A 26,407-nucleotide genomic window follows, 5' to 3' on the forward strand; every position below is an offset into this window, starting at 1 on the left:
CCTTCATGAGATCGATGTGACGTGGCTGCGGTGTCAGTGCAGCCTCGTATGTTGGCCCGATGATTCAGAAGGTGGTCGACAAGCGGGCCGTCGAAGCGGCAGTGAACGATGCCGAACAGGCGATAGCCGAGTTCGATGGGACCTGCCGGTGGCTGGCTGCTGCCCGGCAGGGACCGATGGAGCCTCTTGCGACCGAGGTCTGGGTGTTCGACAAGGATCTTGCCCAGGTGGTGTTGGTGAAGCACCGTTGGCGGGGTTGGGTTCCTCCGGGTGGGAAGGTCGAGGCCGGAGAGACACCGCGGGAGGGTGCGACCCGAGAGCTTTTCGAGGAGACGGGTCTTCGAGTGGAACTGCTGCCCGAGCCGGCAGCCGTTGCGATTCGCTCCTATCACCCGGACTGGCCGGTCACTCTCGGGCTGTCGTATGCCGCTGTCGTTGATGCCTCAGCCTCGTTTTCCCCGGAGGCCGGACAGCCGGTTGCCTGGAAGAGGTTGGACGAGGGCCGGGAAAGCTACTTTCCCGACGATCTCTCCCGGATTCGGCAGCATGCCGCATGGCTGACTGATCGAGCGGGCCGTCACTGAGGGGCTGCTGCGGTTCCTCCGCGGCGGGCGAGTTCGCGGCGGAGGTCAAGGTTCTCGCCGTGGGCTTGCTCCAGCGCATCCCGCAGAGCCTGTACTTCTTTCCGGTGCTGCTTCTTCACGCGGGTGATCTGGCTGGTCAGTGCGGGCACGAGGGTGCTCTGCTCGTCGGCCGCAGGGGCCGGTGCGGGAATCGGACGGGCCTGAGCCCGGAGACGTTCGATACGTCCACGCAGGTCGGGGTGCCCGTAGAGGAAGGCGTGGGAGACGCCGGCCTCGCGCTGGACGGCCTGGAAGGTGATCGGCTCGCCGCGCTTGATGAGAGCACGGATCGCCTGTTCTGCGGCCTTCGTTTTGGCCTGCGACTTCGCTTTGGCAGCGGCGGCGAGGGTCTGCATGCGCCTGGCGCGGGCGTCGGTCATGGCCGGGTCCTTCGGTGACGGTCGAGATCGAGGGCGAGGGGAACCGGGCCGGTAGGGGCGGATCCACAGCCGGCACCTTGGACCGCGCGGCCGGCCTTTTCGCCGATGGTGGCCAAGAGCCGGGTCAGGGCTGCGTGAGGAGGGCCTGGCGGCCGGTGCTCAGCCGCCGCCAACGGGAGCCGATCGCACGTCGGTTCCGCCGTAGCTGCTGAGCCAAAAAGCGGAGAGTCGAACTGGACACGTCGACGCCGTACGGGTAGACAAGCACGCAGAAGCTCCTGGTGAGTCGGGCGATCGCCCCGAGCCAGCACCCCCAATGCCGCCGCCGCCGACGACGGGTCCTTAAATGGACGTAGTCGCGTGATAGCCGCAGGAGTTGAGGCCGGCACGCGCGGCGGGCGCAGCAGAAACTGCGGCAGTCACCGGCATCGCAGTCACGGGCAGGACGGCGGCCGCCGCCAGGACCACCGTAGAGATCATTTTCGCATGCTCGACCAACGACCCCAGCCCCGTACGCGCACGGCCGTGCGAGGGGAATCACCCAGCGTGCGGCGCGCATCCCACGTGTCCGGGGCGAACGGCGTGCGAAGCAGTGCGCTCCCGTTGTCGGTGCTCCCCGCTACCCGCCCATGGCCGTGAGGGCCCTGATCGCTCGATCGGGTCCCTCGTTCCGCGTCAGCGGGTGACCGATGCAGGTGGGATGTTGTGGTTCATCCGGAACAGATTCTGCGGGTCATACTTCCGCTTGATCTCCGCGAGGCGGTCGTAACGGTCGGAGCCGTACACGGCGCGGACTTCGGCCGGAGTGATGCCCTGGGCGGCGGTCAGCGGGTTGGTGTTCAGTTCGTCCTGCGACCACGGGGCCAGCGACTCCACGAGAGAGGCCAGCTGCGCGTGGAACTCCGGCACGCGATCCGGGCTGCCGGCGCCCGAGCCGGCGACGGACCACTGCGCGCTGCGGCCCGACACGGCGTTGGGTACGGCCGGCTCCGCCGCCAGCGCACCGCCCAGGGCGCGCACTTCCGCGAAGCCCAGCGCGGTGCCCGAGTCCGGGCCCAAAGCGGCCAGCAGCGCGTCGGCGGCTTCAGCGGGGAACGCGTGCAGCGCGGTGCTGCGCTCGACCCATGGGAGGGGCGCCGGCGGGTCCAGGTGGACGCGTGCGGCTTCGCTGTACGGGTTTTCGTCGATCGTGTCGAGCACGGTCGGCGCCAGGGCGCGCAGCGGTGCGAGCGCGGCTTCCGCGTCGGCAGCGGAACCAACCGACGAGAAGCGCACGTGAACAACGAAGTTCCCGCGCAGGGGTTCCGGCAGGGACGGCAACGGCGGGTGGCGCAGGAACGCGACGGACGACGTCATCGCGGCCGGCAGCAACGTGACCCACTCGCGCCACGCGTGCAGCACCTTCTCGGCATGAGCGCCCGCGAAGAAGATGCCGCCGCCGTAGAACGTCTCCACTGGGAACAGCGAGAACTCCATGGAGGTGACCACGCCGAAATTGCCCATGCCGCCGCGCAGGGCCCAGAACAGGTCCGGCTCCGAGGTCTCCGAGACCTCGCGCAGGCTGCCGTCGGCGGTGACGAGGCGGAACGAGCGCACGTGGTCGGCAGCGTACCCGTACCGGCGGCCGAGGATGGGGCTCTGGCCGCCGCCCAGGTGGTAGCCGACGACACCGACGGTGCTCGTCGATCCGCTAATCCCTGCGAGCCCGAACTCTCCTGCCTCCTGCAGCACGCGGCCCCAGCGCGCCCCGCCCTCGACCCGGGCCATCTGGGCGGCCGGGTCGACCTCGACGGCGTCCATCCTGGACAGCGTAAGCAGCACCGCGCCGCGTGCAGGCTGTACGACCAGGTGCCCGGTCGCGAGAACGGCGATCGGCAGCGAAGCGGACGACCTCCTGCACGTCCGCCGCGCTCGTCACGCCGACGGCGACTGCGGGCCGCAGCGGCGTCATCGAGTTGAACGTCGCGCACTCGTCTTCAAAGCCTGCATCGCCTGGCAGTAGCACGGGTCCGGTGACCCGGCGCGCGAGCCCCTCCACCTCCGCAGGGCTCAGCGACTGCGACGCTGCCGTGCCGTATGCATTCATAAGTATTCACCTTTCCAGCACGATGGTTATCGACGCCCAGTCTTCCTGATGCCGGCAGGTCGATGTCAGAGGTAGCGACGCAGGTCACTGTCCCGACAGGACGCCAGAGCACCAGGTCGGGCAGGCCCCCCGCGGCAGCGGCACGGCCCGGGCGTCGCCGGATCCAGACTCGGCTCGGCCGCACCTCTATCCGCCTCACCCCGGACCAGGCTAGGACTAGATGCATACCGGTGATTAGTGCTTTTCCCGGCGGGTGGGGCTTGTCCTGGTCGGTCTGACGAGCTTCACGGTGGGGGTATTGGGCCGTGACGGGTGCTGGTGTTCGGCCCGTTTGAGTTTCCAGTTGCCCATCTTGCGTTTGATCACGCGGCGGTTGGACGCAGTCGCCGGGGCGGCAGGAGCCGTTCGCCGATCTCACGCAGAGCCTGGGCCACGGCCCGGGCGAGTCGGGAGGGGGGAGAGCGCCGCCTGGCCGATGACGTGGCGGCGGACGATGCGCAGGGTGCGGGTGAAGGAGATCCGGTCCGGATCCCGTCCTGCCTGGTGGACTGCCTGGTGCATCAGCTCCCGAAGGGCGTGGTGGACCAGCAGGAACAGGAAGGCGAAGATACGACGCCTTCGAGCGGGATGGTCTCGCCGACGAGAAGGTAGGCGGTGGAAGAGTCCTTGTCCCGCTCGATCAGCTTCAACGCGTCCATGACGGGCTCGTGCTGGTCGTTGGAGGAACGGAAGCCGAGCACACCGAGGAGCTTCATCAGCCCGCTGCGGTAGTCGTTGGAGCAGGAGGACTTGAATACCTCCCGCTTGGAGCGGGCGAACTCGGCGTTCCTCGCCTTCATCTCCGCAACCAGGTCCTTCAGCGTCTTCTCTCCGCCGGCCTCCCGGAAGACCACGGAGCGAACCGAGCCGTCGGGGGCGCCCAGCGAGACGGCAGCGATCTTTCCGAGCAGTCCGGACTTGCCACGGACCTTGGTGAACCCGGCGACGAACGCCTCGGTCACCTTCCCCTCCGCCCGCGCGTTGATGCGGCGCACGGTGGAATTCAGCAGCTCCACGAGGGTATCGGTGATCTCCCGCTGACGCTCGAACAGCAGCGCGACGAGCAGGACGTGCCGCACCCCGAGGGAGAAGCGGCGCAGGCGGCTCGGGGCGGCGGCCGAGGCTCTGGCCCGCCAGGCGTTGATGACCTGGACGCCGATGCCGGTGAACGCCTTGGCCGGGATGCTGACGGCGCGGACCTGCTTGAGTTTGGAGATCTCGTCCAGCAGTGAGTTTAGGCTGACGTTGCCCGGATGGGACTTGATGTCGGAGAGCACCGACTCCACGTCTTCGTCTTCGTCCGCACCGTCGCCGTCCACGGACTCGGTGTCGTCATCCTGCTCGCTGTCGCCGGTCGGATCCGTGAAGACCAGCGCGTCCAGCCGGCGGGGGCAGTCTTCTTCCCGCGCGAGGCGTGCGGCGACCTCGGCGACGGCCCGGTCGTCGGACTGGTGCAGCGCGGACCGGATGATCGTTGCAATCTGGGCCGCGGTCGGCGGCTCGATCAGGTCCACCCGCATCTGCCGCAGCGGCTCGGCCCGCACCTGTTCCTCCCGGCGTTCGTTGTGCCAGATCACGTCCACCAGGTGCGAGACGAGCTTGACCAGGTCGGTCTTCGAGCATTCGTGCCACCCGGTCAGATCCCGCAGCTCGCTGCGGTGCCGCTTCGCGACGCGGGAGGTGAAGTCATAGAACCCCAGCTCGGACGCGGCGACGCCCACCTGCTTGGCGACATGCTCGACCGCATCGGGCGGCAGCTCCAGACGCATCTTGGGAAACTGACCGTGCCAGGTCAGAAACTTCAGCTGGACGGCGAAGCCCAGCCTCGTGGCGCCGGTCTTGTTCCGTAACCAGCCCGCCTCGTCGCCGGACAGGGTGAAGTGGTCCACCACCCCGTCCAGACCCAGATCCCGCCCCACACCAGCCCCTTCCGCCACCCCCGTGATCAGCATTCGGGCTGGACGGTAGAGGCGCCGGTGTACAGCGCAGGCAGATATCTGCGAAACAGTCCGGCCGGGCGGCGGACCTGGTAGTGACGCCCGGACGAAGGCCGTCACTCTCCCCGTCCGGACGCCTGGAGCGTATGGCCCCGTCAGGGCCTCGCGGTGACCTGCTCCGGTGACCAGCCGCTCTCGGTGGCGTCGATCACCAGCCCGGTCTGCACCAAGTTGGCCAGCTCGATCGCCGCCTCGTAGCGAGCTACGAACGCTGCTTCGTCGCCGTTCTCGTTGCTGGGAAGTTCGTCGTAGCCGGGGATCACTGCGGACAGCAGTTCGGACACCGTGTCGGCGTACATGGCCAGCTCCCCGCCCCCATAGGTGAGCACGTATCGCCATCCGTCGTCGCCGCCAGGGCGGGCCGGGCCGTCCGCAGGCAGCTGACCTCGGCGGGAGAGCGCTGAGTTCGGGACAGTTACCGCTCCCGGACGGCGTAGGTCAAATGCGTCACCCTCGGGGAGGGCTCCGCGCGGACCTGCTCCAGGGCCACGCGGCCGGCTTCCACGCCCTCGAACAGGCGGATTCCGGAGCCGAACAGCACGGGTGACAGCGCGATCGAGAACTCGTCGATCAGGCCCGCGTTCACGTACTCCAAGATCGTCGCGCCGCCGCCCGCGATGCGGACGTCGCGATCACCGGCGGCCACGCGGGCCTGGTCGAGCGCGGACTCGATGCCGTCGTTGACGAAATGGAAGGTGGTCCCACCCGGCCGCTCCCAGGGGTCACGCCTCTCGTGCGTCACGACGAACACCGGCGTGTGGAACGGCGCCTCCTCCGGCCACATCTTCTCGCCGGCGTCGAACATGCGCTTGCCCATCACGCTCGCGCCGGTGCGCTCGAACGTCTCCCCCACGATGTCGTTGTCGCGCCCTTCCTCGCCGCCCTCGCCAAGCTTCAGGTTCTCCCGGAAGAACCGCAGCGGGAATATCCACTGCTGCAGTTCCATCCACTGCTGCCCCATCAAGTCCTCGGAGGACTCGGGCGCGATGAACCCGTCCAGCGACATCGACACGCTGAAGAACACCTTCCCGGCCATCAGCCCTCCGCTCCCTTCCGAACGATCTCGGTGACGTACGTAGCCAGGTTGCTCAGGGTCTGCCGGCCGCCCTCAATAGCGTGGTACTTCTCGACCGCCTCGTCGCGCTGCTCCTTGGTGGGGAACAGCGTGTGCATCTCGATCCGGGTCGCCGTGCCGTCGGGCTCGAACGTCAGGACCGACTCGAAGGCGTTCGGGTCGTCGCGGGTCTCACCGTGCAGCATCGCGATCCGTTCCGGCGGGGCGAGCTCGGTCCAGGTGATCCACTCTTGGTAGTCCGTCCCGTCCGGTCCGTGCATCACGAAGTCCCACTCTCCGCCGACGCGGAACTCGAACACCCGCGTGGTGGTGGTGAACCCTTCCGGTCCCCACCATCGCGAAAGGTGTCGGACGTCGGTGAACGCCTCGAACACCAGCTCCCGTGGGGCGACGATGATCCGGGAGATGACGATCTCGCGGTCGGCTGTCGCCGACTGCGCCGGCGTTCCTTGTTTTGTCGTCCTCATCAGCTACTCCGCTTTCCTTATCTGCTTCAGGTCCTGCACGTAGGCGTCCAGTCGGTCGAAGCTCTCGTTCCAGAACTGCTCGAAACCGCCGGTCCACTCGTGGACGGGCCTCAGCCCGCTGGCGTCAAGGCCGTACAGGCGCTGCTTGCCTGCCTTGCGGTCGCACACCAGCCCGACCTCCCGGAGTACCCGCAGGTGTTTGGACGCCCCCGGCTGGGTCATCCCCAACTCTTGGGCCAACTCGGTCACCGACCGCTCACCCGCCCGCAGCAGTACCAGGATCTCCCGGCGCTGCGGCTCGGCGATCGCGTTGAAGACGTCCGACGTCGTCGCTGCTCGTGCCATGGGGCAATCATATGCCGATATCGGCATACGTCAAGTTGAAAGGAATCAGGCGGGTCATGTCAGATGACGATCGTGACCCTTGTCAGCGGCTCCGGAAACTGAGCGATGGCAGAGGCCCGACACCTTCGGACCTATCTCTGCGAGCCGCCCCTGCACCGGGGGCACCCCCGGTGGGAGCGATTGGCCGCAGTGACCGGCCGCGAGCCTCAGGTTCTGCGGAAGATCCTGGAGAACACCCGGTGCACGGAGTGCGGCAGCCTGCTGCCCACCACGCCAGCTGGCAGCAGGCGGCGGCAGCGCTGCTCGCACGCCTGCCGACAGAAGAGCTACCGCAAACGCCACCCGAAACCGCGACGACAACGAGCGGTCGCTTGCGCGGACTGCGGGCAAAAACTGACCATCGCGATCGGCGGAGAAACACGGCGCTGGTGTTCAGCGAGTCGCCGGCAGAAGGCCTTCCGCCAACGTCAGCGCGAGGAAGCCCAGGCCCTCGCAGCTCCCGACCCGAGCGCACGCTCCACCACCGAGAAATGAAGAGGAACCCGAATCGGTAGACGGCGATAATGGAACCGTGCTGATCATGGACGCCATCGTGGAAACCTATGATGCCGCGGACTTCACTCTGTGGCCCATCGCTGCTCCGACCGCCGACCGCCTACTGGTCCTCTCCGGACAGATGTCACAGCTGGAAGTCGGAACAGCGATGGCGGTCCTGACCAGCTACAACCACGACGGCTCCGACGACCCCGCCCCGGACACCAAGGCCGGCATCCGGCGCATCCAGAACCTGCTGGACGTCGATCTCGTCATCGCGCCGGGCGGCATCCTCCTGCAGGACACCACGACTGGCGTCGTGATCGCTCCGGGGTGCTGCTTCTGCCTGGAAAGCTGGCGCGACTGGTTCGGCCTCATGCACGGCGAAGAGGTCTGGCTCGGTCACGGCACCGCCGCGCAGGTCGAACACCGGGGAACGCTCGTCAGGATATGGCCTGACACAGACCCACCAGCAAAGATCCCCATCGAGCTTCCCCTGGCCGAGCTGCCGGATCTCCTGCAAACCGTGCACGACAAGCTCAACGGTTTCCTCGCCCTCGCCGAACCGTGGGCTTCCCGTTACGCGCCGGCACTGGCCCCCGCTCTGATCGCCAAACTCGACGAAGATCTGAACATCGGCACCCCGCTGGAGGATCCCCGGATCAGAAACCCTGCATAAGCAGCGGAACCGTCGCCTGGTGACTGCTGACCAGAGGCCGGTGGTTCCTGAGCACGGACACAGAGTGAGTTCCTCGACGAGTCGGCGGGGGCAGGTCATGGAGATCACCGTCCAGTGGATACGGACGTTCTGGACGAAGCAATCTCGGGGAGGGCAGGCTGCCTCGCGCAGGAACGCGGCCCCGATCGGCTTCACGTTGCCGGATGCCACGGCCACTTCCGCACACGTGATTCGCATGCACGAGCGAGATGACTTCGAGCCTTACGACACCCAGGAAGACCGCGGAAACGTCGATGTCCAGCTCCGCGAAGCCGACGGACGGCTGCGGGTCTTGCCCCGAGTGGAACCCCTGTTTGGCCTGCCGCCCCGGCCGCGACGGCCTCCGGCAGTGCGACTCGCCCCCGGCCAGTGGGTGCGCTGGCAGCTCAACTATCGCTTCAGCAGTGCGGCAGGGATGCAGGACTGGTCGTACTGGCTGGACACGTTCAACATCGCCTACGGCCCGAAAAACGCCGATGTCTTCCTCTCCACACCCACCATGTTCGTCGACGAGCAAGGGCCACTGCGATAGCCGTCCTGAACGTCGACCACAGCCACGCCGAACCCGCTGATCGTCCTCACAGAAAACGCGGCTGAGCCCGGCTGTCATCAAGGGCGGCGATCTGGACGTCAAGTCAGGCGGTCTTGACGGATCCACCGTCGATCAGCAGGTCCGTGCCGGACATGCTGGCCGCCAGCCCTGAGGCGAGGTAGGCGACGGCCGTAGCGACCTCGGACGGTTCCAGTAGGCGGCCGGTGGTCATGCCCATCGCGGCCGGGATTTGAACCAGCAACTGCTCCTGGGTGACTCCCATGGAGCGGGCCAGCTCCGCACCGTAGCCATCCGGGCTTTCCCACATCGCGGTACGCACCGCGCCCGGCGAGATGGTGTTGATGCGCACGCCCTGCGGTCCGAACTCCTCCGCCAGTGCCTTGCCGAAGGCGGTCAGCGCGGCCTTCGCGGTGGTGTAGAGGACGGGCCCGGCATGCGGCATCCGGGCGCTGTTGGAGGAGATGTTGATCAGCGCCCCGCGGCGGCGCAGCAGGCTGGGCAGCGCCGCCCGGCTGGTCCGCACGGCGGCCAGGAAGTTCAGGTCGAGGGTCTGCTGCCACTGCTGGTCGGTGAAGGAGAGGAAGCCGCCGACTTGGCCCTCTCCGCTGTCGCCGCCGCCGACGTTGTTGACGAGTAGGTCGAGGTCGCCGAGTTCGGTGGTGGCACGGTCGATCAGCCGGGCGGGGGCGTCGGGGGCCAGCAGGTCCACCGATATGGCCAGGGCGCCGGTTTCCTTCAGCTCCGGGGTGATGGTGCGGGCGGCGGCTACCACGCGAACGCCTTCGGCGGTGAGCGCTTGGACGGTGGCCAGTCCGATGCCGCGGCTCGCGCCGGTGACCACGGCAGTGGTGTTCGTCAGCTGCAGATCCATGAATGCACTCCTGTCGTGGCAATGACATCAGTCGCGACTCCAGCGATGCCATAAAGCTAGTAGATGCAACATGATGATGCAAGTAATTGGCGATCAGCGTCGCTGATGTACTGTCTAGTCCATGGAGACGAGGGGGCGCGCGCTGCGCGCCGATGCGGAGCGGACGGTGCGGACAATCCTGGAGGCGGCCGAGCGCGTGCTGGCCGCCGACCCGGCGGCGACCATGGAGCAGATCGCAGCGGCGGCCGGGGTGGCCCGTACCACCGTGCACCGGCGCTTCGCCACCCGCGAGGCGTTGGTCGAGGCGCTGGCGACCTGGGCGACCGAGCGGTTCCACCAGGCGGTGGAGGCCGCCCGTCCGCTCAGCTCCCCGCCGCTGGTTGCTCTGCACCAGGTGACCGCCAACGTCCTTCAGGTGAAGATCGGCTGGAGCTTCGCGATGAGCCGGACCGCTCCGTCCGACCCCGAGGCGGCGCGAGTGCACGCCGACGCGCTGGCCCAGTGCGATCAGCTCTTCCGCCGCGCGCAGGAGGCCGGCCTGCTGTCTGCGGACACCGACCTGGCATGGGCCCGCCGGGTCTACTACGCCCTGATCCACGAGGCGGCCGAAGAAGGGCGGGAAGTCGTCGACATTGGCGCCGTCGACCAGCTGGCAGCACGTGTGGTGGACACCTTGCTGCACGGAGTCGGGGCACCGGTGTAGACCTTGCCGCCAGGGCCGGGCCGCGGAGCGGGTCCGTGAAGCCGTCACGCCTGAAGTCGGTGTGACGGCTCCCGTACCCCTCTGCGGGGCTCTGGCCCGTGCGGACGCCTTGGTCCAGGTGGTGGCGACCACGACGAGCCGTTGGCCACCGGCTACTCGTCGTCAACGGCATCCGGGTCGCGCAGCGGCCGAAGCCCGCCGGGCAGCTCGGGAAGCTGGAACGAGTACCGGCCGAGCATGTTGATGTGCTGCCGCACGAACGGGGAGAGGCGGGCGACGTCCTCGTCGCGGACATCGAAGCCGTCGGCGCGCAGCTGGTTCACCGCGGCGTCCATATACCGCGTGTTGAACAGCACGACAGCGTTGAGCACGAGTCCGAGCGCGCCGATCTGGTCCTCCATGCCGTCCTGGTAGCGCTGGTAGAGCTGCCCGGAACGGCCGTGAAAGATCTTCCGGGCGAGCGCGTGGCGGCCCTCCTAGAGGTTGGCCTGCGCCTTGATCTGGCGCCGGTAGCCGGGTTCGTCGGCCAGACGCAGGATATGCAGGGACTTGGCGATCCGCCCGTAGTGCGCGATCGCGTCGCCGAGAGGGGTGGGCCGCCCGAGGTCGACACGGCCGCGGGCGGCGTCGGTGAAGGCGCCGTAGTCGGCGGTGCGGTCGATGCGCCACATCTTCTGGTCCGGCAGGTCGGCCGGCTGGGGCGCGTACGCGAACCCGGCGAGCGTGAGCAGCCCGAACACGATGTCGCTGTTTATGTGGACAGTTCAAGTTGATCACCTCTGGCGCGTCGTTCGGTTTCTGCGACTGAGCGCCTCACGAGGCCAGTCCTTCTTGGAGTAACACAGGGCGACATCCGGCCTCGGCAAGGACGCCGAGCTGCGCGTCGAGGGTCCGAACCTTGGCGCTGCACAGCAAGTACCAGACTTTGATCTGTATGTCAGCGCTCGGCGCCGCCGGGGATTCGGTTCAGCCAGACCGCGTGCGCTGCCTGCGCTACACCGAGGAGCCGGTCACGTAGCGCTTCCCGTGTCGTCCCGTACGTCTTCACCGCATGGCAGTTCGGACACAGGGCGATCATCTGCTCGGGGGCGTCCCGGCCGCCCTTGGCGATGTCGTGGATGTGGTCAACCTCCAGGATCGGCCGCCCGGAGTCCTTCACGTCGCTTGGCGCGCCCTCGCATTCCGGGTTCTCACAGGCGCCGTCACAGCGCGTCAGCACTGCGTCCCGCGCCTTGGCGCGGCGGACCGGAGAGGTGATTGTAAGTGCCGTCCGTACCCCATGTGTGTCGTGTTCGGTCGCCCCGAGCTCGGCGCACAGCCGCGCGTAGCGGGACGCAGGGTCGGTGGCGGCGAGGGCCGCCCGGCCGCTTGATGGGGAGGACGACGATGAGCGACCATCCCGCGCGCCGAACGCGCCGAAGTACTTCGCCGCTTCGTTGTCCAACTTGGTCAGCGTCGCCTGGCCAGCCATCAGCTTCACGCGCACGCCCTCGGGCAAAGAGTCGAGCTCTGGGGGCGCGGCGGTGGTGAGCCAGCGGACGTTGTGACGCCGGGCAAGACGCTTCTCGCCATCGGCGTCGTAATAGTGCGGGCCCTCCACGATACCGACATGTACGGGCTGCCCCCGCTTCGCAGTCACCACTAAATCCCCGATATCCATGACGGAGACGAACCGATAGAGGGCACCGGCTACATGGTCAATGCGTTCCTTTGGCCTCCCGGGCATCGCTGCGGTGACGATCTCCCGTGCCTCCGTCCGTGAGGCATCGGTCGGCACCTCGGGGACCTCCCCCCATGACACGGAACAGAATCCGCCCTTCAACCAGTACGGCACCAGGCTCTCGTTCAGATCATGGTCGTAGCTGCGGATCAGCCAGCAGCGGCGGGTAGTGTGAGTTGCCGTCACAAGAGTCATGCAGGCCACGCTAAGGCTTCCTCAACCGGGTCAGGCTGCGGATGTCATTTGTGAACGGGCCTCGCAACTCTGCTGTCCGGTCTGCCGTATTGGTGCTGAGGAACGCATCGGTGGAGAACTTGACCGACAACTCTCCACCGACCAGTGGTAAACACCCACTTACCAGCTGAAGCGCGAGGTTAAAGTTCCTCGACGGGTTCGTTGAGGTCGGCCAGCAGCTTCTCGATGCGCTGGCTGGTGCAGCGGTGTCGTTCGACCTCACGGTCCCAGCCGCGCTCGGCCGCATCCAGGGCAAGGGTCTGCTCAACCCGGCGGCGCGTCCGTAGCCATGGTGCGTACTCGGGTGTGGTGACGAACTTGGCGCAGGTCAGGTAGAGGTCGCACTCGCACGGGCCCTCGGCGGGCAGGCGCAAGCACCGGCCGAGTTCGAGTTCGGTCTTGAAGAAGTTCGTCTTCAGCCAGTCGACCGAGGCGTTCGGCAGCGCGCCGTTTCTGAGTTCCTCGGCGGCCGGGCCGGCGATCGTTGCTCCGGGTCCGAGGACGGCGCGGTAGTCGCGCAGTACTTCCTGGTCGCTGACCTGCGCGTAGACGAGTGCCATGCTCACGGAGGTGTGCCCGAGCACCTTCATGATGGTGTGCAGTTTCGCGCCGCGCTCGGCGAGCTGGGTGCCGACGGTGTGGCGGAACCGGTGGGCCGAGACGGTGCCGCGGCCGGTGCCGTCTCGGCCGCCTGGGCGGACCAGGCCGACGGCCTTGCAGGCGTCCTGGATCGGGGTCTCGAAGAGGTAGAAGGTCGACAGGAGCTTACCGTGGCTCATGAACAGGTAGCGGATCTCCTCGCCGGTGCGCTCGTCGGTGAACGGCCGCTCGGGTGCGTTCCGGCGCAGGTCTATGACGTTCTGCAGGGCCGTCGCGGCGTCCTCGTGCAGGGGGACGACGCGTTCCTTATAGGTCTTGCGGCCGGACAGACGCAGTCGTGCGGTGCCGTCGGGGTAGCGGTCCAAACAGTCCATGGGCAGACGCTGGATCTCGGTGCGGCGGGCGCCGGACCAGCGGGCCACCAGCAGCGCGGCGCGTTGGAACGGGCAGGCGATCGCGTCGATGGCCGGCATCAACTGGTCGAGTTCGTGGTCGGGGATGAAGCGGGGCACCTTCTGCGGGAACTTGGGCGCGTCACCGGCTCCGATGAGGGTGTGCCCGGGCACGTCGGGGTACTGCCAGAGCGCGGTGTCCCGGAAGAACTGCGACAGCCCGGAGATCCGCTGGATCCGTGACATGACACCGAGCGGCTTGCCGGTCTTTTCGGTCGGTGCTTCGGCGATGTGCCCGATCCAGCCCAGACAGTGGTCGCGTGTGACGTCGGCGAACGTGGTGATGGCGGGATGGTTGGCCTCCAGCCACCGGCAGAACGTGCGCACCGCGAGTTCCAGCTTGTCCACCGTCGAGGGAGCGTCGGTCAGTTTGCGGGCCGCCAGCCATTTCTGCGCGACGGCCAGCATCCGGGGAGGCAGCGTCAGCGGTGGCTTCCACGACGGCATGAGCTTGCGTGGCTGCGTGGCGACCTGGCCACGGTGGAAGAGCACCACCTCAAGTTGGTGCAGGTGCGTGATCCAGCTCTTCGCCGGGCCCTCGTAGAACTGTTGCGCCGACGGGTAGAAGGACGCGAACTCCGGATCCTCGGGGAACAGACGGATGGCTTCCAGGACCTCCGCGACGTGGTCGCCGGTGATGTCGGCGACGTCGGTCAGGCCGTTGTGCAATGCGATCCTAGCCACCGACCAGTGCATCGCCTGCTTCGCCGACGGCCGGTTGTAGCCGAGTGCGACGGCCTCCTCGACCAGCATCTGGGTGCCCGGATCGATCCCCAGCAGGGCGGCCTGGTCGTGAACGCGTAGCTGGCCGACGGCGAACATCCACCGGTAGTCAAATGTCGCGTACCCGCGCAAGCCCAGATAGGTCCGAGCCCGGTGCGAGGTGGAGAACGACGGTCTGTGGAAGGACTCTCCGGGCAGCCGGCCCGTCCGCTCCGCCAGCGATTCGGTGAACCATGCTTCCAGGTCGGGCCAGCGGGTCCGGAAGGCGCGGTAGTAGCGCAGTTTGGCGTTGAGGTAGTGGTGATTGAAGCTGTTCTGGCCGCGGACGAACGTCACGTACTGGCCGTCTGGGCAGTGGCGGGGGCGCTGACGGTGGACCGGATCCGGGGCGGCGACCAGCGCGGCGGTCGAAGCCGTGACGCCCCTCATGAATGTCCCTCTGCCGGCTTGCCCAGTACGTCCAGGGCCCGGTGGTAGTCGGCGACGACGGCCGGATCGGAGACTCGGGTGTAAAGGCGAGTGGACTCGGGCGAGGCGTGACCGAGCCGCTTTTGCAACGTCAGTTCGCGCATGCCGCCCTCCCACATCGCGGTCGCGTGCGTGTGACGCAGAGCGTGGGGTGTCACCCAGGGCTCGCGGATGCCGGCCCGGGTGCAGGCCCTGGAGAACATCCGCACCAGACCGTCGTAGCCCAGCGCCTCCAGGCGTCTGGTTCCGCGGCCACCGATCAGGAACACCAGCCGACTGTCGGTGTCGTCGGGGCGTTCGTTCGTCACGTAGGCGCTGACCGCCGCCAGGGTCGCGGCCTCGTGCAGGTCGACGACCCGCTCGACCCGGGACTTCGACCGGACGCCCTTGGGGTGATTGTCGCGATGCCGGACCACGACGCGCCGCCGTCCGTAGGCCAGGTCGTCCAGGTGCAGGCCGAGCACTTCGCCGGGCCGCAAGCCGCCGTGGAGCATCAGCAACACGATCGCCCGGTCCCGCAACCCGCGCAGCTGACCGAGCAGCAGCTCGACCTGGCCGTCGTCCAGCGGCCGCGGCACCCGCTGGACGGTCTTGACGCGCACGGCCCGGCGGACCGGCCGTTGGCGGCTGGCCCGTCCCATGAAGGGGCGATGCCGGTCGGAGACGTGCAGAAGCGCAGGGTCCAGACGCTTCTCGATGGGGTTGGCCCGCTCCAGGAGCCCGGACAGAATCGCATACTCGTAGAACGAGGACACCGCGGCCAGAATCCGGTTCACCGTGCTGCCCGCGAGCTTGGTCGCCGGACCGTCGGTGGCCATCGTCACCACCGACAGCGTCATCCGCCGACGCGGGCGGCGGGACGGCAACGACCGCAGGTACTCCAGCAGCGCGATCGAGTCCGGTGGTCCGAACCGCTCCCAGCTCAGATCCCTGCTCTCGAAGAAACGCCACAGGTGCCGAAGGTCGTAGGCGTACGCGATCAAGGTGTTCGGCGAGCAGTCCCGGGCGCCGAGGAACCGCAGGAATCCGGCAACGACTTCGACCGGCGTACCGTCCTCGTCGAGCAGCTCGACCAGTGTCGAGCCGTCTTCCTGCCGCCGCTGCTGTACCCGCACAGACACTCCCGGAACCGTCGCACCCGACGGCCCGGCCGGCCGCCCCTGCCCCTCAACGAGAGGCAAGGTGTCCATGTAACTAAATACGAGGCGGTGTCGGTGACGATCGTCTCCGGGCGCTTGCCGCCGTCCCGGTCGTAGAGGACGTCCAGCACGTCCAGGGAGTCGCGCGGGGTGCCGGCCACCACCTTCCCGCCCAGTCCCGCCGCCTGGTCGTTGATCATGTTCAGCCACGTCGCGCCGCCCCGGCGCCCGAAGTACTTGGGGTTGGGGCGGGCGTAGACCGACGGGACGGGACCACGAACCGCATCCCGTCGACCGAGGCGACCAGCCCGCCGCCCCACGCCTGCGCGAGGCCGATGGCCGCCTGGTGCTCGATGAGCGTGGCGTTCGCGGCCCGGTAGGTGGCCAGCCGCAGATACGTCTGGTCGACGTGGGACAACGTGCGGTACTTCAGCGCGTCGATCCCGCCGATGACCGGCGTGTAGCCGACGTTGCAGCCGTGCGCGACCAGCAGCCCGGTGACCGTCACGTGCAGGTCCTTCAGCCGCGCCTCGCCGCCGGTGATCGAGGTGAACGCCTGGTCTGCGCCGGTCCACGAGAACACCTCCAGCAGCAACTCCGGCAGGTCGACCCGGGGCAGCATCGCCTCCACCGCCTTCCGCAGGTCCTGGAGGGAGGCGGGTTCGGGCTCCGGCTCCAGGGCGGCGAAGTGCAGCCGTCCGTCGCCGTCGAACTCGATCTGGGAGTTCGCCGGCACCCGCGCGGCGACCTCCCGGTAGGTGCCGTCCAGCAGCGCGGCCCGCGCCTCCAGATGCTCACCCGCCTCGCCGGGCAGGTTCAGGGAGGCCAGCACGGTCGGGCAGACCTGCTCCCATGCCTCGCCGTCGAGCAACTTCGCCCGCGGGTCGCCCCACCTGCAGGAGTTCTTCGCGAACACCTCCCGCCGGCGCAGCATGCGGTGGAAGGACTCCAGCACGCAGAACACGTACGCCTTCCAGTCCACCGTGCCCGGCTCCAGGTGCGGCGCCGACAGCACGAGGCGCCGCCACGACCCGGCCAGCAGCGACGTGTCGATCTCGTCGGGCCCCACCTTCTTGCGCCCCATTAGGTCGGGCAGCGACTTCAGCGCCTTCAGCACCGGCAGGCCCTCGGGGGTGGCGCCGAAGTCGACGACCTGGACCAGGAGCTTGAGGAACGGCTGTACGGTGATGAACCGGGTGACCAGCATCGACCGCCACGCCTCGTCCGCGTCGGAATCCAGCGGCGCGGTCAGCTCGAACAGCGCGGCGATCGCGGCCGTCAGCTCCTACCGGGGCACCACCTGCTCGATCTCCGCCCACATCGCCTCCAGCGTCTCGACCTTCGGCGCCGCGATCTCCCCGGTGTCGGTGTCGACCTGCTCGGAGGTGGTGTCGAACACGACCCGGAACGCGGTCGCCAGCCGCATCCCGGCCCGCTCCACCTCGGCAGCGTCTTCAGCTTCTGCTTCGCCGTCTCCCGCTCCGCCCTCGCCAGCAGCTTCGTCGCGATCAGCACCTCCAGCAGATCAAGCGCGTCGTCGACCGCCCTGGTCGTCAGGTAGACCGCTGTGGCCAACAGGGTGGCCAGGCGCCGTGAAGCTTCCCCTTGATCTTGGACACCTGGAAACTGGGACGTGAGAGCCCAGAGGAAGCAGTGCCAGGTGGGAAGCAAGTACACGAAGCGGTACTCGGACGAGTACAAGCGGGACGCGATCGAGCTCGTGCGGTCGTCGGGCCGGACGGTGACCGAGGTCGCCCGGGAGCTTGGAGTCAGCTCGGAGTCCCTGCGGGGCTGGGTGAAGAAGGCCCGCGCCGCTCAGGACACCGGATCCGGTCCCGTGGCCGGGCGGGCCGGGCAGAGCGCCGACGACCGGGACGAGGAACTGAAGCGGCTGCGGAAGCTGACCGCCGAGCAGGCGAAAACGATCGAGATCTTGAAAAAAGCGACGGCCTTCGTGTGTCCTGAACGGGTGGTGACTGCCGGATAGGTCGGTAGGCATCAGATGGTGCTGCACAGATGATGAGGGTTTTGGCCCCTCGGAGTCGCTCTGCGGAGAGAGGCTCCAAACCGCCTCCCGCTGCGTTGGCTGAAGACCGTCGTGGTGAGCGAGGGAGGAAAAGGCGCCCGGTGAGGCGTCAGGTGGGGATCGGAAAGGCGAGCGCAAGCGAACCACTGCTGATGCGTCGAAATGCTTGGATGACATCAAAACCGGGGCTTGAAGGCGCTCTGGGATGAGCCTGGCGGGCGATCCGCTTACTGGCCAGGTGGTGTCCGGCGTGAAGGTGGCGCGAGTCCGATCTGCGGGATCTGTGCGGAACAGGAGAAAGCGCGCGTGACCCGTTGTCAGGCGCGCTGGCGGACCAGCTCGTAGTAGTGAGGAAGTCCCTGTAATGGGGGCGGAGCGAAGGGGCTGGGTTATCCGCGACTTGTTCATTCGATCAACCGGAAGTGCTCCGGGAGGAATGGTTTGGATGAGTTGAAAGCATCAGGCAAGCCGTTTGATATCTCAAAGTGGCAAGTGATGGAGGCTTGGGAGAAGGTCAGGGCGAACAAAGGCGCGCCGGGCGTGGATGCGGTCTCCATTGCGGAGTTCGAGAAGGATCTTCAGGGGAACCTGTACAAGATCTGGAATCGAATGTCCTCTGGATGCTATTTTCCACCGCCGGTGCGTCTGGTGGAGATCCCGAAAGCGCAGGGCGGTGTCAGGACGCTCGGAGTACCCACTGTTGGTGATCGTGTGGCGCAGACGGTGGTGGCATTGGTGCTGGAGCGGAAGGTCGAGCCGATCTTCCACTCCGACTCCTACGGCTACCGCCCGGGGCGTGGGGCGATTGACGCGGTGGGGACGTGCCGGGTGCGGTGCTGGAAGTACGACTGGGTGATCGATCTGGACATCAAGGTGTTCTTCGACTCGGTCCCGTGGAACCTGATGCTCCGGGCGGTGGGCTCGGTGTGTGATCTTCCGTGGGTGTTGCTGTACGTCAAGCGGTGGCTTTCGGCCCCGCTGCAAGAGGCGGATGACACTCTGCGGGAGCGCACCATGGGCACGCCGCAGGGCTCCGCGGTTTCCCCGGTCCTGGCGAATCTGTTCATGCACTTTGCGTTCGATATGTGGCTGACGCGGAGTTTTCCGCACGTCTCGTTCGAGCGCTATGCCGATGATGCGGTCATTCACTGCCGAAGCCTCACAGAGGCAAGAGTGATGCTGTCCGCATTGGAGGAACGCATGAGTGGAGTCGGCCTTCAGTTGCACCCTGACAAGACGCGGATTGTTTACTGCAAGGACGGGAATCGCAAAGGCTCGTTCGAGCAAGAGGGATTCACCTTCCTGGGGTTTGACTTCCGTGAGCGCACCGTAGATGGCAGAACCGGCCTGTTTCGGAGTTTCTCTCCGGCGGCCTCGGTCGCAGCTCTCAAGCGGATGGGCAAGGTGGTGCGATCCTGGCGATTGCACCGCTGGGTTCAGGGTGAGGCGCGAGACCTCGCAGACTGGATTAATCCGGTCGTGCGGGGATGGATGCAGTACTACGGGGCCTACAACAAGTCGGCCTTGTTTCCTCTCCTAAAACGGATCAATGCCTATATGGTCCGGTGGTTGCGCGGAAAATATCGACGGTTGAGGCGGAGTTGGTCGGCAACCATGCGTGCATGGTGGGACGCGGTGGAACGTGCACCTCGGTTCTTTTCCCACTGGGCATGGGTGGACGAACCCGCCCGAGTTTGGTGACCAGGATGACAAGAGCCGTATGACGGGAGACTGTCACGTACGGATCTGTGGGAGCCGGAGGGCGAAATCCCCTCCGGCCACCCGACTTCGCGAAGGAGAGCGACCGGTGAGCGCGATATGCCGGTTCATCCACGCGGAGAAGGCGAACTACCCGGTCACGCTGCTGTGCAAGGTGATGAAGACCGCGCGGTCCATGTACTACGCGTGGGTGGCCGGACGGGAAGCCCGCGAAGCGCGGCGGCGGGCCGATGCGGCCCTGGCGCACGAGATCACGGTGATCCACCTCGCTTCCCGGCGGAACTACGGCGTCCCGCGCGTCACCGCCGAACTGCGCCGGCAGGACCGGCTGGTCAATCGCAAGCGAGTGGCACGGGGCATGCGGGAGCACGGCATCGCCGGGAACAGCCGGCGCACCGGCCGCCGCAGCCTGACCAAGGCCGACACCAAAGCCGCCCCGTCGCCGGACCTGATCGGCCGGGACTTCACCGCCACCCGCCCCGGCACGAAGATCGTCGGGGACATCACCTACATCCCCACCGCCGAGGGCTGGCTCTACCTTGCCTCGTGGCTGGACCTGGCCACGCGCGAGGTCATCGGCTACTCGATGGCCGACCATCACCGCGCCGAACTCGTCGTCGACGCGCTCGACATGGCCGCCGCGCTGGGCCGCCTGGAGCCCGGCTGCGTGATCCACAGCGACCGCGGATCGGAATACACCTCCCGCCAACTGCGCGACAGAATAGGCATGTTGAGGCACAGGCAAAGCATGGGCCGGACCGGGAGCTGCTTCGACAACGCCGCCGCGGAGAGCTTCTGGGCTGTACTCAAAGAGGAGATCGGCACCCGCTTCTGGCCCGACCGCGCGACCGCCCGCGCCGACATCTTCGATTTCATCGAGACCTTCTACAACAGACGCCGCCTGCGCAAGCACGTGCACTGGGGCTACCTCACACCCCACGAGACACGCCTGCGCTACCAGCAGGACCAGGCCCTCGCGGCGTAACGACGACGTGTCCAAGATCACGGGGAAACTTCAAAGCGATCTACCTCTCGCTCTACGATCCTCGTCGGCACCAGGCGATCGACCGCAGCCTCACTCAGCGGCTGCGGTCGGCCAGGCCCATACGCCGCCCGAAGATCGCCCGTCGGCCCACCGGGCGGGGCATCATCCGCGGCATGGTGTCCATCACTGCTCGCCCCGCCGAGGTCGAGGACCGCAAGGTCCCCGGACATTGGGAGGGCGACCTCGTGATGGGCACCCGGCCCTCGGCGGTCGCCACGCTCGTCGAGCGCACCAGCCGCTACACGGCCATCGTCTCGCTGCCGGACGGCATCAAGGCCGAGCAGGTCACTCCGCACCTCACCAGGACTCTCCTCGCTGTCCCGTCCCAGCTGCGGCGGACGCTCACCTGGGACCGGGGCCGGGAGGTGGCCGAGCACCAGGCCATCACCACCGAGACCGGCATGCCGATCTACCTCTGCAAACCGCGCAGACCGTGGCAGCGCGGCACCAACGAGGACACCAACCGGCTGCTTCGGCAGTACCTCCCCAAGAGCGCGGACCTCCGCACGTTCAGCCAGGCCGACCTGGACGCCATCGCCCACGAGCTCAACCACCGTCCGCGCAAGACCCATGGCTACCGCACTCCGGCAGAGGTCTACGCTGGCCTCCTGAACAGCGGTGATGCGCTGACCGCTTGAGCTCGCCATCGGCGTTTGAGCAGCACGGAGCGTCGCCTTAAGTTGGGCGCCCCGTCTGTGCCAGCGCGATGGCACGCTCGGTGTTCTCCTCTTACTTCCACCACGGGACCACGGGCTCGGGTGCTTCTCGTAAGGCAACAGACCGATCTCGCGAGCCTGCGCGAGCAGGGCGCGCGCTGTGCTTTCGCCGGTCCTGAGGAAGGCGCAGGCGGCCAGCACCCTCGTTGTCACGGTGTCACCACGGTTCTCAGCCTCCTTGACGTACCGCGCCACTACCTCGATGCGCGGAAGGAAATAGCTGTTCCAGCGGTTACTCATGCGCTGCCGTAGCCGGTTGTCGAGCTGCATCTCCGTGTAGACCCAGGGGGCGGCCTCTTTCTGGAGCCTCACTTGCCGGGCCCAGCGCTCGTAGGCATCCGCGTCCGGTGGTGTCGGCGGCGCTGGCTGCCATCCCATAGGTTGCCACTTCCACTTGCCGTCGGCCGTGATCTTGATCAAGTTCGGCATCATCGCCAGTGCTCGCGTGAGAGGGCCGACCAGATCGTCCAGCGCGCGGCCGTGGTCTGCAGCGCACGGCACACCCGACAACGGCATGCCGTTGGGCGACGCGAAAGTGCCGTTCGCGACCTGAAAGACCGCGCAGACGTCGACGTCCGAGCCGTACCAGGAAGCCAAGTTGAGCCGGAACCGGGGTGGGAAGTACGCCCCGGCGAGGGGCACGAGCTTGTCCTCGCACCACTCCTCTTCGGTGTCGTCATGGAACGTGGGAGTGACGTAAAGCCCTGACCAGAGGCCCTCCAAATAGTTGGGCCGCGTTCTCAGGGAGACATTCATGGCGTCAGGCTATGCGAGCCCGGCAGCCTGGTACCGCGAGACGGCCCTGTCCCCCGGCCGGCGCTCACTGTGACCTTGGGGGAGGAAGCTGCTGGAGGACCAGTGACGGATCTGCCGACCGCCGCCGAGGGATGGACCGCACGGGAAGCGGTTGCATTCACGCTGCTCGTGGAGTTCTACATGCTGATGGTCGGCATCGGCATCTACGCGGTGCACGTGGTTAGCGCAGTTTGGGCGGCGGCCACGGCCGTCGCGGGTCTGGGCGCCACGGTTTGCCTCACAGCGTGGCTCGCCTTCCGCGGGGAGCGTCTCCGTACGCGCACATGACATCCACCGCGTAGGCCCGCCGCGAGTACGAGAACCGCGTCAATGCCCTGGAGGCCAGGGCCTAGCACTGAAGAGCCGTCAGGGCCGCAGCCCGAACGTTACTCAGTGCTACACGCCACCTGGCCGTAGCTATTACGAGAACAGGGCCGTCACAGATCGCGTCGGACCCGCCCGGCAGTACGGCCAGTTCCTCGTCCAGCCGTTCACACAGCCGGGACACGTCGGCCGGGGTGACGCGTCCGGCGACCACGAGAACGATCGGCTTCGTGACATCCACACGGAGAAGACCGACCAGGTCGCCGGAACTCATCGCAGCCGCCCCGGCACAGTCCGTACGCCGCCTGGGCCGTCCGACGCCGCGTCGGTCAGCAGAACGCGGGCGGGATGCTCTGTTCGTACTGGAACACGTTACGGGGGTCGTAGTTCGCCTTGATCTTGCGCAGCCGGTCGAAGTTCTCCTCTCCCCAGTAGGCGGTCTCCCACTCCTGCATCCCGACGTTCGGAACGTTGACGTAGGCACCGTTCCCGAAGGGCCGCAGCGCCTTGCTGAACTCGGCGATCCAGGCCTGGGCCTGCGAGGTCAGCTCGTCGCCGCTGCCCGGTACTCCGCGCTGCCCCCAGCCGGCACCGGGCTCGGAGTAGAAGAGCGCATCGCGGTGCGGGAACGACGTACCACCGCGAGGGGCCTTCCTGACCGCCCCGCCGAAGGCCTGGGTGAAGAAGTTGCTGTCATCCGTGGGTGCGTCACGCATGAACGAAGCGACCACGTCGATCGCTTTCCTCGGGAACGGCTTGTAGTTGAACTGTGAGGCGAACTTCCAGTTCGCGGGTTCGTCCTGGGTCGGGATCTGGAACCCCGCGTAGATGTCGCCCCAGTTGCCGACCTGCACCGTGACGTTGGGGCTGCCGACCGACAGGATCGGGGCCAGCAGCTTCTTCGCCTCCGCCGGCGTTCCCTCCGCGAGGACGGCGAACAGCAGGATCTGATTCCGGTGGATTTCGAGTTGGGTGCCGAGGCGGTCGTCGGCGACCGGCGCCGTGTGCTGCCACGCGTCGAAGACGGCTTGCAGGTCCCCGATACCGTCCCACGTCGCTGTCAGGTAGGTGACGCTCTTCAGTGGAGCCACCTTGTAGGTGAGGGATGTGACGATCCCGAAGTTTCCGTTGCCCGCCCCGCGCAGGGCCCAGAGCAGGTCGGAGTGGTTCTTCGGGTCGACGTTGATCACCTTGGCACAGTCTGCGCCTTCCACAACGACGATCTCGGCACCGATCAGGCTGTCGCAGGCCATGCCGAGATAGCGGGTGAGGAAGCCGAAGCCGCCGCCGAGCGTCGCGCCGGACAGGCCTACGCTGCCCTCCGTTCCGGTCGTCACCGCGAGGTTCTTCTCCGCGAGCGTGGTCACCGCTTCCAGCTGGTTGAGCCCGGCGCCGACGGTCGCGATACGGGCTTCGGTGTCGATGTGCGCCCCCTTCAGTTCGCTGACATCGATCACGAGGCCGTTGTCCACGTTCGACCAGCCCTCGAGGGCGTGGCCGCCGCTGCGCACCCGCAGCGCGACGTCGTGCTGCCGTGCCCACGTGAGGGCGTTGACCACGTCCTCGGTCTTCTGGGCGTAGACGATGACCAGGGGATAGTGGACGAACAGTTCGTCCCAGCCCATACTCGCCTCGGCGTAGTCGGGGTCGTTGGGGCGAACGATGCGACCGGTCAGCCCCGCCGGCGGGCACTTCACGGGGGTCTCGGTTGCTTTGCTCACGGCGCTCGCGCCCGGGGCAGCCGCAGCCGCGACGCCCGGGACGCCTGGGACGACGACCGCGCCGGCTCCGACAACCGCCGTTGCCTTGAGCAGTCCGCGACGAGAAAAGTCGTTCATGGTCTGTCTCTGTCCTCTCGACCATCAACCGACGCGAATCGGTATTTCATGGGTGATTTCGGCGAGGCGGACGGTAGCAGGGAGGAACAGGGCAGAGTATCCCGACGCGCCCGCGACCAGCGGAATCCCCGCAGCGGGGAACCACGGTGCAGAGAGAAGCGGGTGTCACGGGCTCGGATCCTGGCGGGGACACAGTCGAATGCCCCGGACCGATCACCGTCCGGAGCATTTCGACGGGACCGGCGGCGGTCCACCGATCCCGTTCGCCCAAAGCGGGTAATCGCGAAGAGAGTGCAGGTCAGGCGATACGTTCCAGCACCACGGGGGTGGCCTCGTACGCCGTACCGGCCGGTGCGATGTCGTACGCGTCCGCCAGCGCGGCCAGTGCGTAGTCGAACTTCTCCGGGGTGTCCGTGTGCAGGGTCAGCAGGGGGCGGCCCGCCGTGACCGGGTCGCCGGGCTTGGCGTGGAGTTCGACGCCCGCGCCTGCCTGGACCGGGTCCTCCTTGCGGGCGCGGCCCGCGCCCAGCCGCCAGGCGGCGACGCCGACCGCGTAGGCGTCGAGGCGGGTGAGGACACCGGAGGACGGGGCGGTGACGACATGCTGTTCGCAGGCCACCGGGAGCTTCGCGTCCGGGTCGCCGCCCTGGGCCGCGATCATGCGGCGCCAGACATCCATCGTCCTGCCGTCGGCCAGTGCCTTCGCCGGGTCCGCGGCCGACAGGCCCGCCGCGTCGAGCATCTCGCGGGCCAGGGCCAGGGTCAGTTCGACGACATCGGCCGGGCCGCCGCCCGCCAGGACCTCGACGACTCGCGGACCTCCAGGGCGTTGCCCGCCGTGCGGCCGAGCGGCGTGGACATGTCCATGAGCAGGGCGGCGGTCCGCACGCCGTGGTCCGTGCCCAGGCCCACCATGGTGGCGGCGAGTTCGCGGGCGTCGTCCAGGGTCTTCATGAAGGCTCCCGAGCCAACCTTCACGTCCAGGACCAGCGAACCCGTGCCCTCGGCGATCTTAGTGCGTTGTGGCAAAGGGAGTCCCTGTTCGGTGAGCAGGGGCTTCTTCGTGCTCGGAGCATGATTGCGGAGGGGTAGGGGCAGGCAGCGGACGGCTTGTTGTTGGTCGAGGAGGGTGCGATGCCGTCGGTGCTTGGGTTGATGGAACAGCGTGAGGTGCGGGCGAGGCAGGAGCTGGAGTCCTGGACGGAGGTCCTGGAGCAGGCTCAGGCGGAGGTGAATGCCGCGCAGGAGCGAGTTGATCGGGCCCGGGTGGGGCGAGAGGAACTTGTTCAGGTCCTCGCCGAGGAGAGCGCGGTGAATACGCCGGCTTCCGTGCCGCCTGGTGGTGAGGTGGCTGCCGCTGCGGGATCGAGTGGCTTCGGTGCGAGGTATGACGAGCGGCCGCCGGTGTGGCAGTCGGGTGTGGGTGAGGAGGTGCTCAGTGGCCTGTATCGGGAGGTGTTCGCCGCGGTGATGGCCGCGTCGGGTCCGGTGAGCGGGGTGGAGCTGGCCCGGGCGGTGGGCCGGGAAGCGGACAGTAAGAACGAGGTGGAGAAGATCCGTCACCGTGCCTACGCGCTGGAGAGGCGGGGCTGGCTGGTGCGGGAGAAGAGCGGCCGGTTCACGCCCGCGCAGGGGCCGGGGTCTGTCGGCCGGGGCGTTTCTCCGGCCAGCGTGGGGCGTCCCCGGCCAGGCGCCGTGACAGCCTGATCACGGCGGCCCACCACACCATCTGGGTGTGGTGATCGGCGCGGCGTTCGTGGTCACGGGTGAGGCGACGTGAGCGAGAAAGCCAGCTCAGCGTGCGTTCCACGACCCAGCGGCGGGCCAGGACGGCGAAACCCTGCCGCCCGTCACTGCGGCGTACGACCTCGATGCGCACCCCGTGACGGGCGAACGCTGTGGCCAGTGCGGGGCCCTGGTAGGCGCTGTCGGCCCAGACCAGTTTCAACAGCCGTCCCGGCTGGTCCATGAACGTCTCCAGCAGCGCGGGAGCGGCCTTGGAGTCGTGGACGTCCGCGGTGGTCACGGTCACCTCCAGGAGCAGGCCCTCGGTGTCGGTCAGGACGTGGCGCTTGCGCCCGTCGCGTGATTTACCGCCGTCGTATCCGCGACTATCCTCGCCGACGGTCTCGGAGGCGTCCACCGACTGGCTGTCGATGATCCCGGCACTGGGCTCGGCCCTGCGGCCCGTGCGCTCCCTCGCCGTCCGGCGCAGGC

At 67.6% G+C, this 26,407-nt stretch carries 23 protein-coding genes and 4 pseudogenes; 10 read left to right on the plus strand and 17 right to left on the minus strand.

Going from position 1 to position 26,407, the window contains the following annotated elements; translation table 11 throughout:
* The first annotated feature begins 59 nt into the window (after nucleotides 1-59).
* Nucleotides 60-584: an NUDIX domain-containing protein gene (locus tag ACIRQP_RS34320; RefSeq protein ID WP_403897367.1), complete on the plus strand. Its 525-nt coding sequence runs from the start codon at nucleotides 60-62 to the stop codon at nucleotides 582-584.
* On the opposite strand, the gene ACIRQP_RS34325 is transcribed toward ACIRQP_RS34320, so the two are convergent.
* The 8 genes and pseudogenes from ACIRQP_RS34325 to ACIRQP_RS34360 form a co-directional block, all read right to left on the minus strand.
* Nucleotides 578-1,003: a DUF6262 family protein gene (locus ACIRQP_RS34325; protein ID WP_403897369.1), complete on the minus strand. Its 426-nt coding sequence runs from the start codon at nucleotides 1,001-1,003 to the stop codon at nucleotides 578-580. The genes ACIRQP_RS34320 and ACIRQP_RS34325 overlap by 7 nt on opposite strands.
* A 136-nt stretch (nucleotides 1,004-1,139) precedes the next feature.
* A pseudogene (locus ACIRQP_RS34330) lies at nucleotides 1,140-1,271 on the minus strand (IS5/IS1182 family transposase); the annotation flags it as partial.
* Between the two features lie 407 nt (nucleotides 1,272-1,678).
* Nucleotides 1,679-2,881 (minus strand): FAD-binding oxidoreductase, encoded by a 1,203-nt coding sequence (locus ACIRQP_RS34335; protein ID WP_403897425.1) that lies wholly within the window; start codon nucleotides 2,879-2,881, stop codon nucleotides 1,679-1,681.
* A 768-nt stretch (nucleotides 2,882-3,649) separates the two neighbouring features.
* Nucleotides 3,650-5,080 (minus strand): DUF4158 domain-containing protein, encoded by a 1,431-nt coding sequence (locus tag ACIRQP_RS34340; RefSeq protein WP_403897372.1) that lies wholly within the window; start codon nucleotides 5,078-5,080, stop codon nucleotides 3,650-3,652.
* Nucleotides 5,081-5,220: 140 nt separating this feature from the next.
* Entirely contained in the window at nucleotides 5,221-5,454 is a 234-nt protein-coding gene (locus ACIRQP_RS34345) for a hypothetical protein (RefSeq protein ID WP_403897374.1), read from the minus strand.
* Between the two features lie 86 nt (nucleotides 5,455-5,540).
* Nucleotides 5,541-6,161, minus strand: coding sequence for a dihydrofolate reductase family protein (locus ACIRQP_RS34350; protein ID WP_403897375.1), 621 nt, complete (start codon nucleotides 6,159-6,161; stop codon nucleotides 5,541-5,543).
* Complete coding sequence (locus tag ACIRQP_RS34355; RefSeq protein ID WP_403897377.1) at nucleotides 6,161-6,667, minus strand: SRPBCC family protein; 507 nt, start codon at nucleotides 6,665-6,667, stop codon at nucleotides 6,161-6,163. The genes ACIRQP_RS34350 and ACIRQP_RS34355 overlap by 1 nt, the downstream gene beginning before the upstream one ends.
* Nucleotides 6,668-6,670: 3 nt before the next feature.
* Entirely contained in the window at nucleotides 6,671-7,012 is a 342-nt protein-coding gene (locus tag ACIRQP_RS34360; RefSeq protein ID WP_403897380.1) for an ArsR/SmtB family transcription factor, read from the minus strand.
* Between the two features lie 571 nt (nucleotides 7,013-7,583).
* Between ACIRQP_RS34360 and ACIRQP_RS34365 the strand changes: the two genes are divergently transcribed.
* A complete protein-coding gene (locus ACIRQP_RS34365; protein ID WP_403897382.1) occupies nucleotides 7,584-8,225 on the plus strand; it encodes a hypothetical protein in 642 nt (213 codons plus the stop codon).
* 97 nt (nucleotides 8,226-8,322) lie between these two features.
* Complete coding sequence (locus tag ACIRQP_RS34370) at nucleotides 8,323-8,796, plus strand: hypothetical protein (protein WP_403897385.1); 474 nt, start codon at nucleotides 8,323-8,325, stop codon at nucleotides 8,794-8,796.
* Between the two features lie 103 nt (nucleotides 8,797-8,899).
* Here the strand turns inward: ACIRQP_RS34370 and ACIRQP_RS34375 are convergent, their stop codons facing one another.
* The gene (locus ACIRQP_RS34375; RefSeq protein ID WP_403897389.1) at nucleotides 8,900-9,688 is read right to left on the minus strand and encodes an SDR family oxidoreductase; all 789 of its coding nucleotides are present in this window, start codon (nucleotides 9,686-9,688) and stop codon (nucleotides 8,900-8,902) included.
* 121 nt (nucleotides 9,689-9,809) lie between these two features.
* Here ACIRQP_RS34375 and ACIRQP_RS34380 point away from each other — a divergent pair, with 121 nt between their 5' ends.
* Nucleotides 9,810-10,391: a TetR/AcrR family transcriptional regulator gene (locus ACIRQP_RS34380; protein ID WP_403897391.1), complete on the plus strand. Its 582-nt coding sequence runs from the start codon at nucleotides 9,810-9,812 to the stop codon at nucleotides 10,389-10,391.
* Nucleotides 10,392-10,543: 152 nt separating this feature from the next.
* Here ACIRQP_RS34380 and ACIRQP_RS34385 read toward each other — a convergent pair.
* From ACIRQP_RS34385 to ACIRQP_RS34405, 5 genes and pseudogenes are all read right to left on the minus strand, one after another.
* Nucleotides 10,544-11,140 (minus strand): annotated as a pseudogene (locus tag ACIRQP_RS34385) (Tn3 family transposase); the annotation flags it as partial.
* A gap of 188 nt (nucleotides 11,141-11,328) precedes the next feature.
* On the minus strand, nucleotides 11,329-12,306 hold the full coding sequence (locus ACIRQP_RS34390) for an HNH endonuclease (RefSeq protein WP_403897393.1): 978 nt from the start codon (nucleotides 12,304-12,306) through the stop codon (nucleotides 11,329-11,331).
* Nucleotides 12,307-12,485: 179 nt separating this feature from the next.
* Nucleotides 12,486-14,549, minus strand: a complete 2,064-nt coding sequence (locus ACIRQP_RS34395) for a tyrosine-type recombinase/integrase (RefSeq protein WP_403897395.1) — start codon at nucleotides 14,547-14,549, stop codon at nucleotides 12,486-12,488.
* Entirely contained in the window at nucleotides 14,546-15,709 is a 1,164-nt protein-coding gene (locus ACIRQP_RS34400; RefSeq protein WP_403897397.1) for a tyrosine-type recombinase/integrase, read from the minus strand. The genes ACIRQP_RS34395 and ACIRQP_RS34400 overlap by 4 nt, the downstream gene beginning before the upstream one ends.
* 77 nt (nucleotides 15,710-15,786) lie before the next feature.
* Nucleotides 15,787-17,323 (minus strand): annotated as a pseudogene (locus ACIRQP_RS34405) (Tn3 family transposase); the annotation flags it as partial.
* 64 nt (nucleotides 17,324-17,387) lie between these two features.
* Between ACIRQP_RS34405 and ACIRQP_RS34410 the strand changes: the two are divergent.
* The 5 genes from ACIRQP_RS34410 (at nucleotide 17,388) to ACIRQP_RS34430 (ending at nucleotide 22,316) form a co-directional block, all read left to right on the plus strand.
* A complete protein-coding gene (locus ACIRQP_RS34410; protein WP_403897399.1) occupies nucleotides 17,388-17,714 on the plus strand; it encodes a transposase in 327 nt (108 codons plus the stop codon).
* A gap of 480 nt (nucleotides 17,715-18,194) precedes the next feature.
* Entirely contained in the window at nucleotides 18,195-19,454 is a 1,260-nt protein-coding gene (gene ltrA / locus ACIRQP_RS34415) for a group II intron reverse transcriptase/maturase (RefSeq protein ID WP_403897402.1), read from the plus strand.
* 106 nt (nucleotides 19,455-19,560) lie between these two features.
* Entirely contained in the window at nucleotides 19,561-20,457 is an 897-nt protein-coding gene (locus ACIRQP_RS34420) for an IS3 family transposase (RefSeq protein ID WP_403897405.1), read from the plus strand.
* A 77-nt stretch (nucleotides 20,458-20,534) separates the two neighbouring features.
* Nucleotides 20,535-21,155 carry an IS30 family transposase gene (locus tag ACIRQP_RS34425; protein WP_403897428.1) on the plus strand — a complete coding sequence of 207 codons (621 nt, stop codon included), beginning with the start codon at nucleotides 20,535-20,537 and terminating at the stop codon, nucleotides 21,153-21,155.
* Between the two features lie 936 nt (nucleotides 21,156-22,091).
* Nucleotides 22,092-22,316, plus strand: a complete 225-nt coding sequence (locus ACIRQP_RS34430; protein ID WP_403897408.1) for a hypothetical protein — start codon at nucleotides 22,092-22,094, stop codon at nucleotides 22,314-22,316.
* A 365-nt stretch (nucleotides 22,317-22,681) separates the two neighbouring features.
* On the opposite strand, the gene ACIRQP_RS34435 is transcribed toward ACIRQP_RS34430, so the two are convergent.
* Together ACIRQP_RS34435 and ACIRQP_RS34440 are read right to left on the minus strand one after the other, a co-directional pair.
* Nucleotides 22,682-24,073: an FAD-binding oxidoreductase gene (locus ACIRQP_RS34435; RefSeq protein WP_403897411.1), complete on the minus strand. Its 1,392-nt coding sequence runs from the start codon at nucleotides 24,071-24,073 to the stop codon at nucleotides 22,682-22,684.
* A gap of 415 nt (nucleotides 24,074-24,488) precedes the next feature.
* A pseudogene (locus ACIRQP_RS34440) lies at nucleotides 24,489-25,204 on the minus strand (thymidine phosphorylase); the annotation flags it as partial.
* A gap of 120 nt (nucleotides 25,205-25,324) precedes the next feature.
* Here ACIRQP_RS34440 and ACIRQP_RS34445 point away from each other — a divergent pair.
* A complete protein-coding gene (locus ACIRQP_RS34445; protein WP_403897413.1) occupies nucleotides 25,325-25,897 on the plus strand; it encodes a hypothetical protein in 573 nt (190 codons plus the stop codon).
* On the opposite strand, the gene ACIRQP_RS34450 is transcribed toward ACIRQP_RS34445, so the two are convergent.
* A partial coding sequence (locus ACIRQP_RS34450) for an IS5 family transposase (protein ID WP_403897415.1) occupies nucleotides 25,809-26,407 on the minus strand: 599 nt, incomplete at its 5' end. The genes ACIRQP_RS34445 and ACIRQP_RS34450 overlap by 89 nt on opposite strands.

The organism is Streptomyces sp. NPDC102274 (genome assembly GCF_044766385.1).
In the GTDB taxonomy this organism is placed as follows: domain Bacteria; phylum Actinomycetota; class Actinomycetes; order Streptomycetales; family Streptomycetaceae; genus Streptomyces.

Coding starts and splice junctions, on each gene's coding strand:
- ACIRQP_RS34340 (WP_403897372.1), bottom strand. CDS start 5,080: ATGCTGATCACGGGGGTGGCGGAAGGGGCTGGTGTGGGGCGGGATCTG.
- ACIRQP_RS34350 (WP_403897375.1), bottom strand. CDS start 6,161: ATGGCCGGGAAGGTGTTCTTCAGCGTGTCGATGTCGCTGGACGGGTTC.
- ACIRQP_RS34445 (WP_403897413.1), top strand. CDS start 25,325: ATGCCGTCGGTGCTTGGGTTGATGGAACAGCGTGAGGTGCGGGCGAGG.
- ACIRQP_RS34370 (WP_403897385.1), top strand. CDS start 8,323: ATGGAGATCACCGTCCAGTGGATACGGACGTTCTGGACGAAGCAATCT.
- ACIRQP_RS34395 (WP_403897395.1), bottom strand. CDS start 14,549: ATGAGGGGCGTCACGGCTTCGACCGCCGCGCTGGTCGCCGCCCCGGAT.
- ACIRQP_RS34355 (WP_403897377.1), bottom strand. CDS start 6,667: ATGAGGACGACAAAACAAGGAACGCCGGCGCAGTCGGCGACAGCCGAC.
- ACIRQP_RS34320 (WP_403897367.1), top strand. CDS start 60: ATGATTCAGAAGGTGGTCGACAAGCGGGCCGTCGAAGCGGCAGTGAAC.
- ACIRQP_RS34390 (WP_403897393.1), bottom strand. CDS start 12,306: ATGACTCTTGTGACGGCAACTCACACTACCCGCCGCTGCTGGCTGATC.
- ACIRQP_RS34375 (WP_403897389.1), bottom strand. CDS start 9,688: ATGGATCTGCAGCTGACGAACACCACTGCCGTGGTCACCGGCGCGAGC.
- ACIRQP_RS34325 (WP_403897369.1), bottom strand. CDS start 1,003: ATGACCGACGCCCGCGCCAGGCGCATGCAGACCCTCGCCGCCGCTGCC.
- ACIRQP_RS34380 (WP_403897391.1), top strand. CDS start 9,810: ATGGAGACGAGGGGGCGCGCGCTGCGCGCCGATGCGGAGCGGACGGTG.
- ACIRQP_RS34360 (WP_403897380.1), bottom strand. CDS start 7,012: ATGGCACGAGCAGCGACGACGTCGGACGTCTTCAACGCGATCGCCGAG.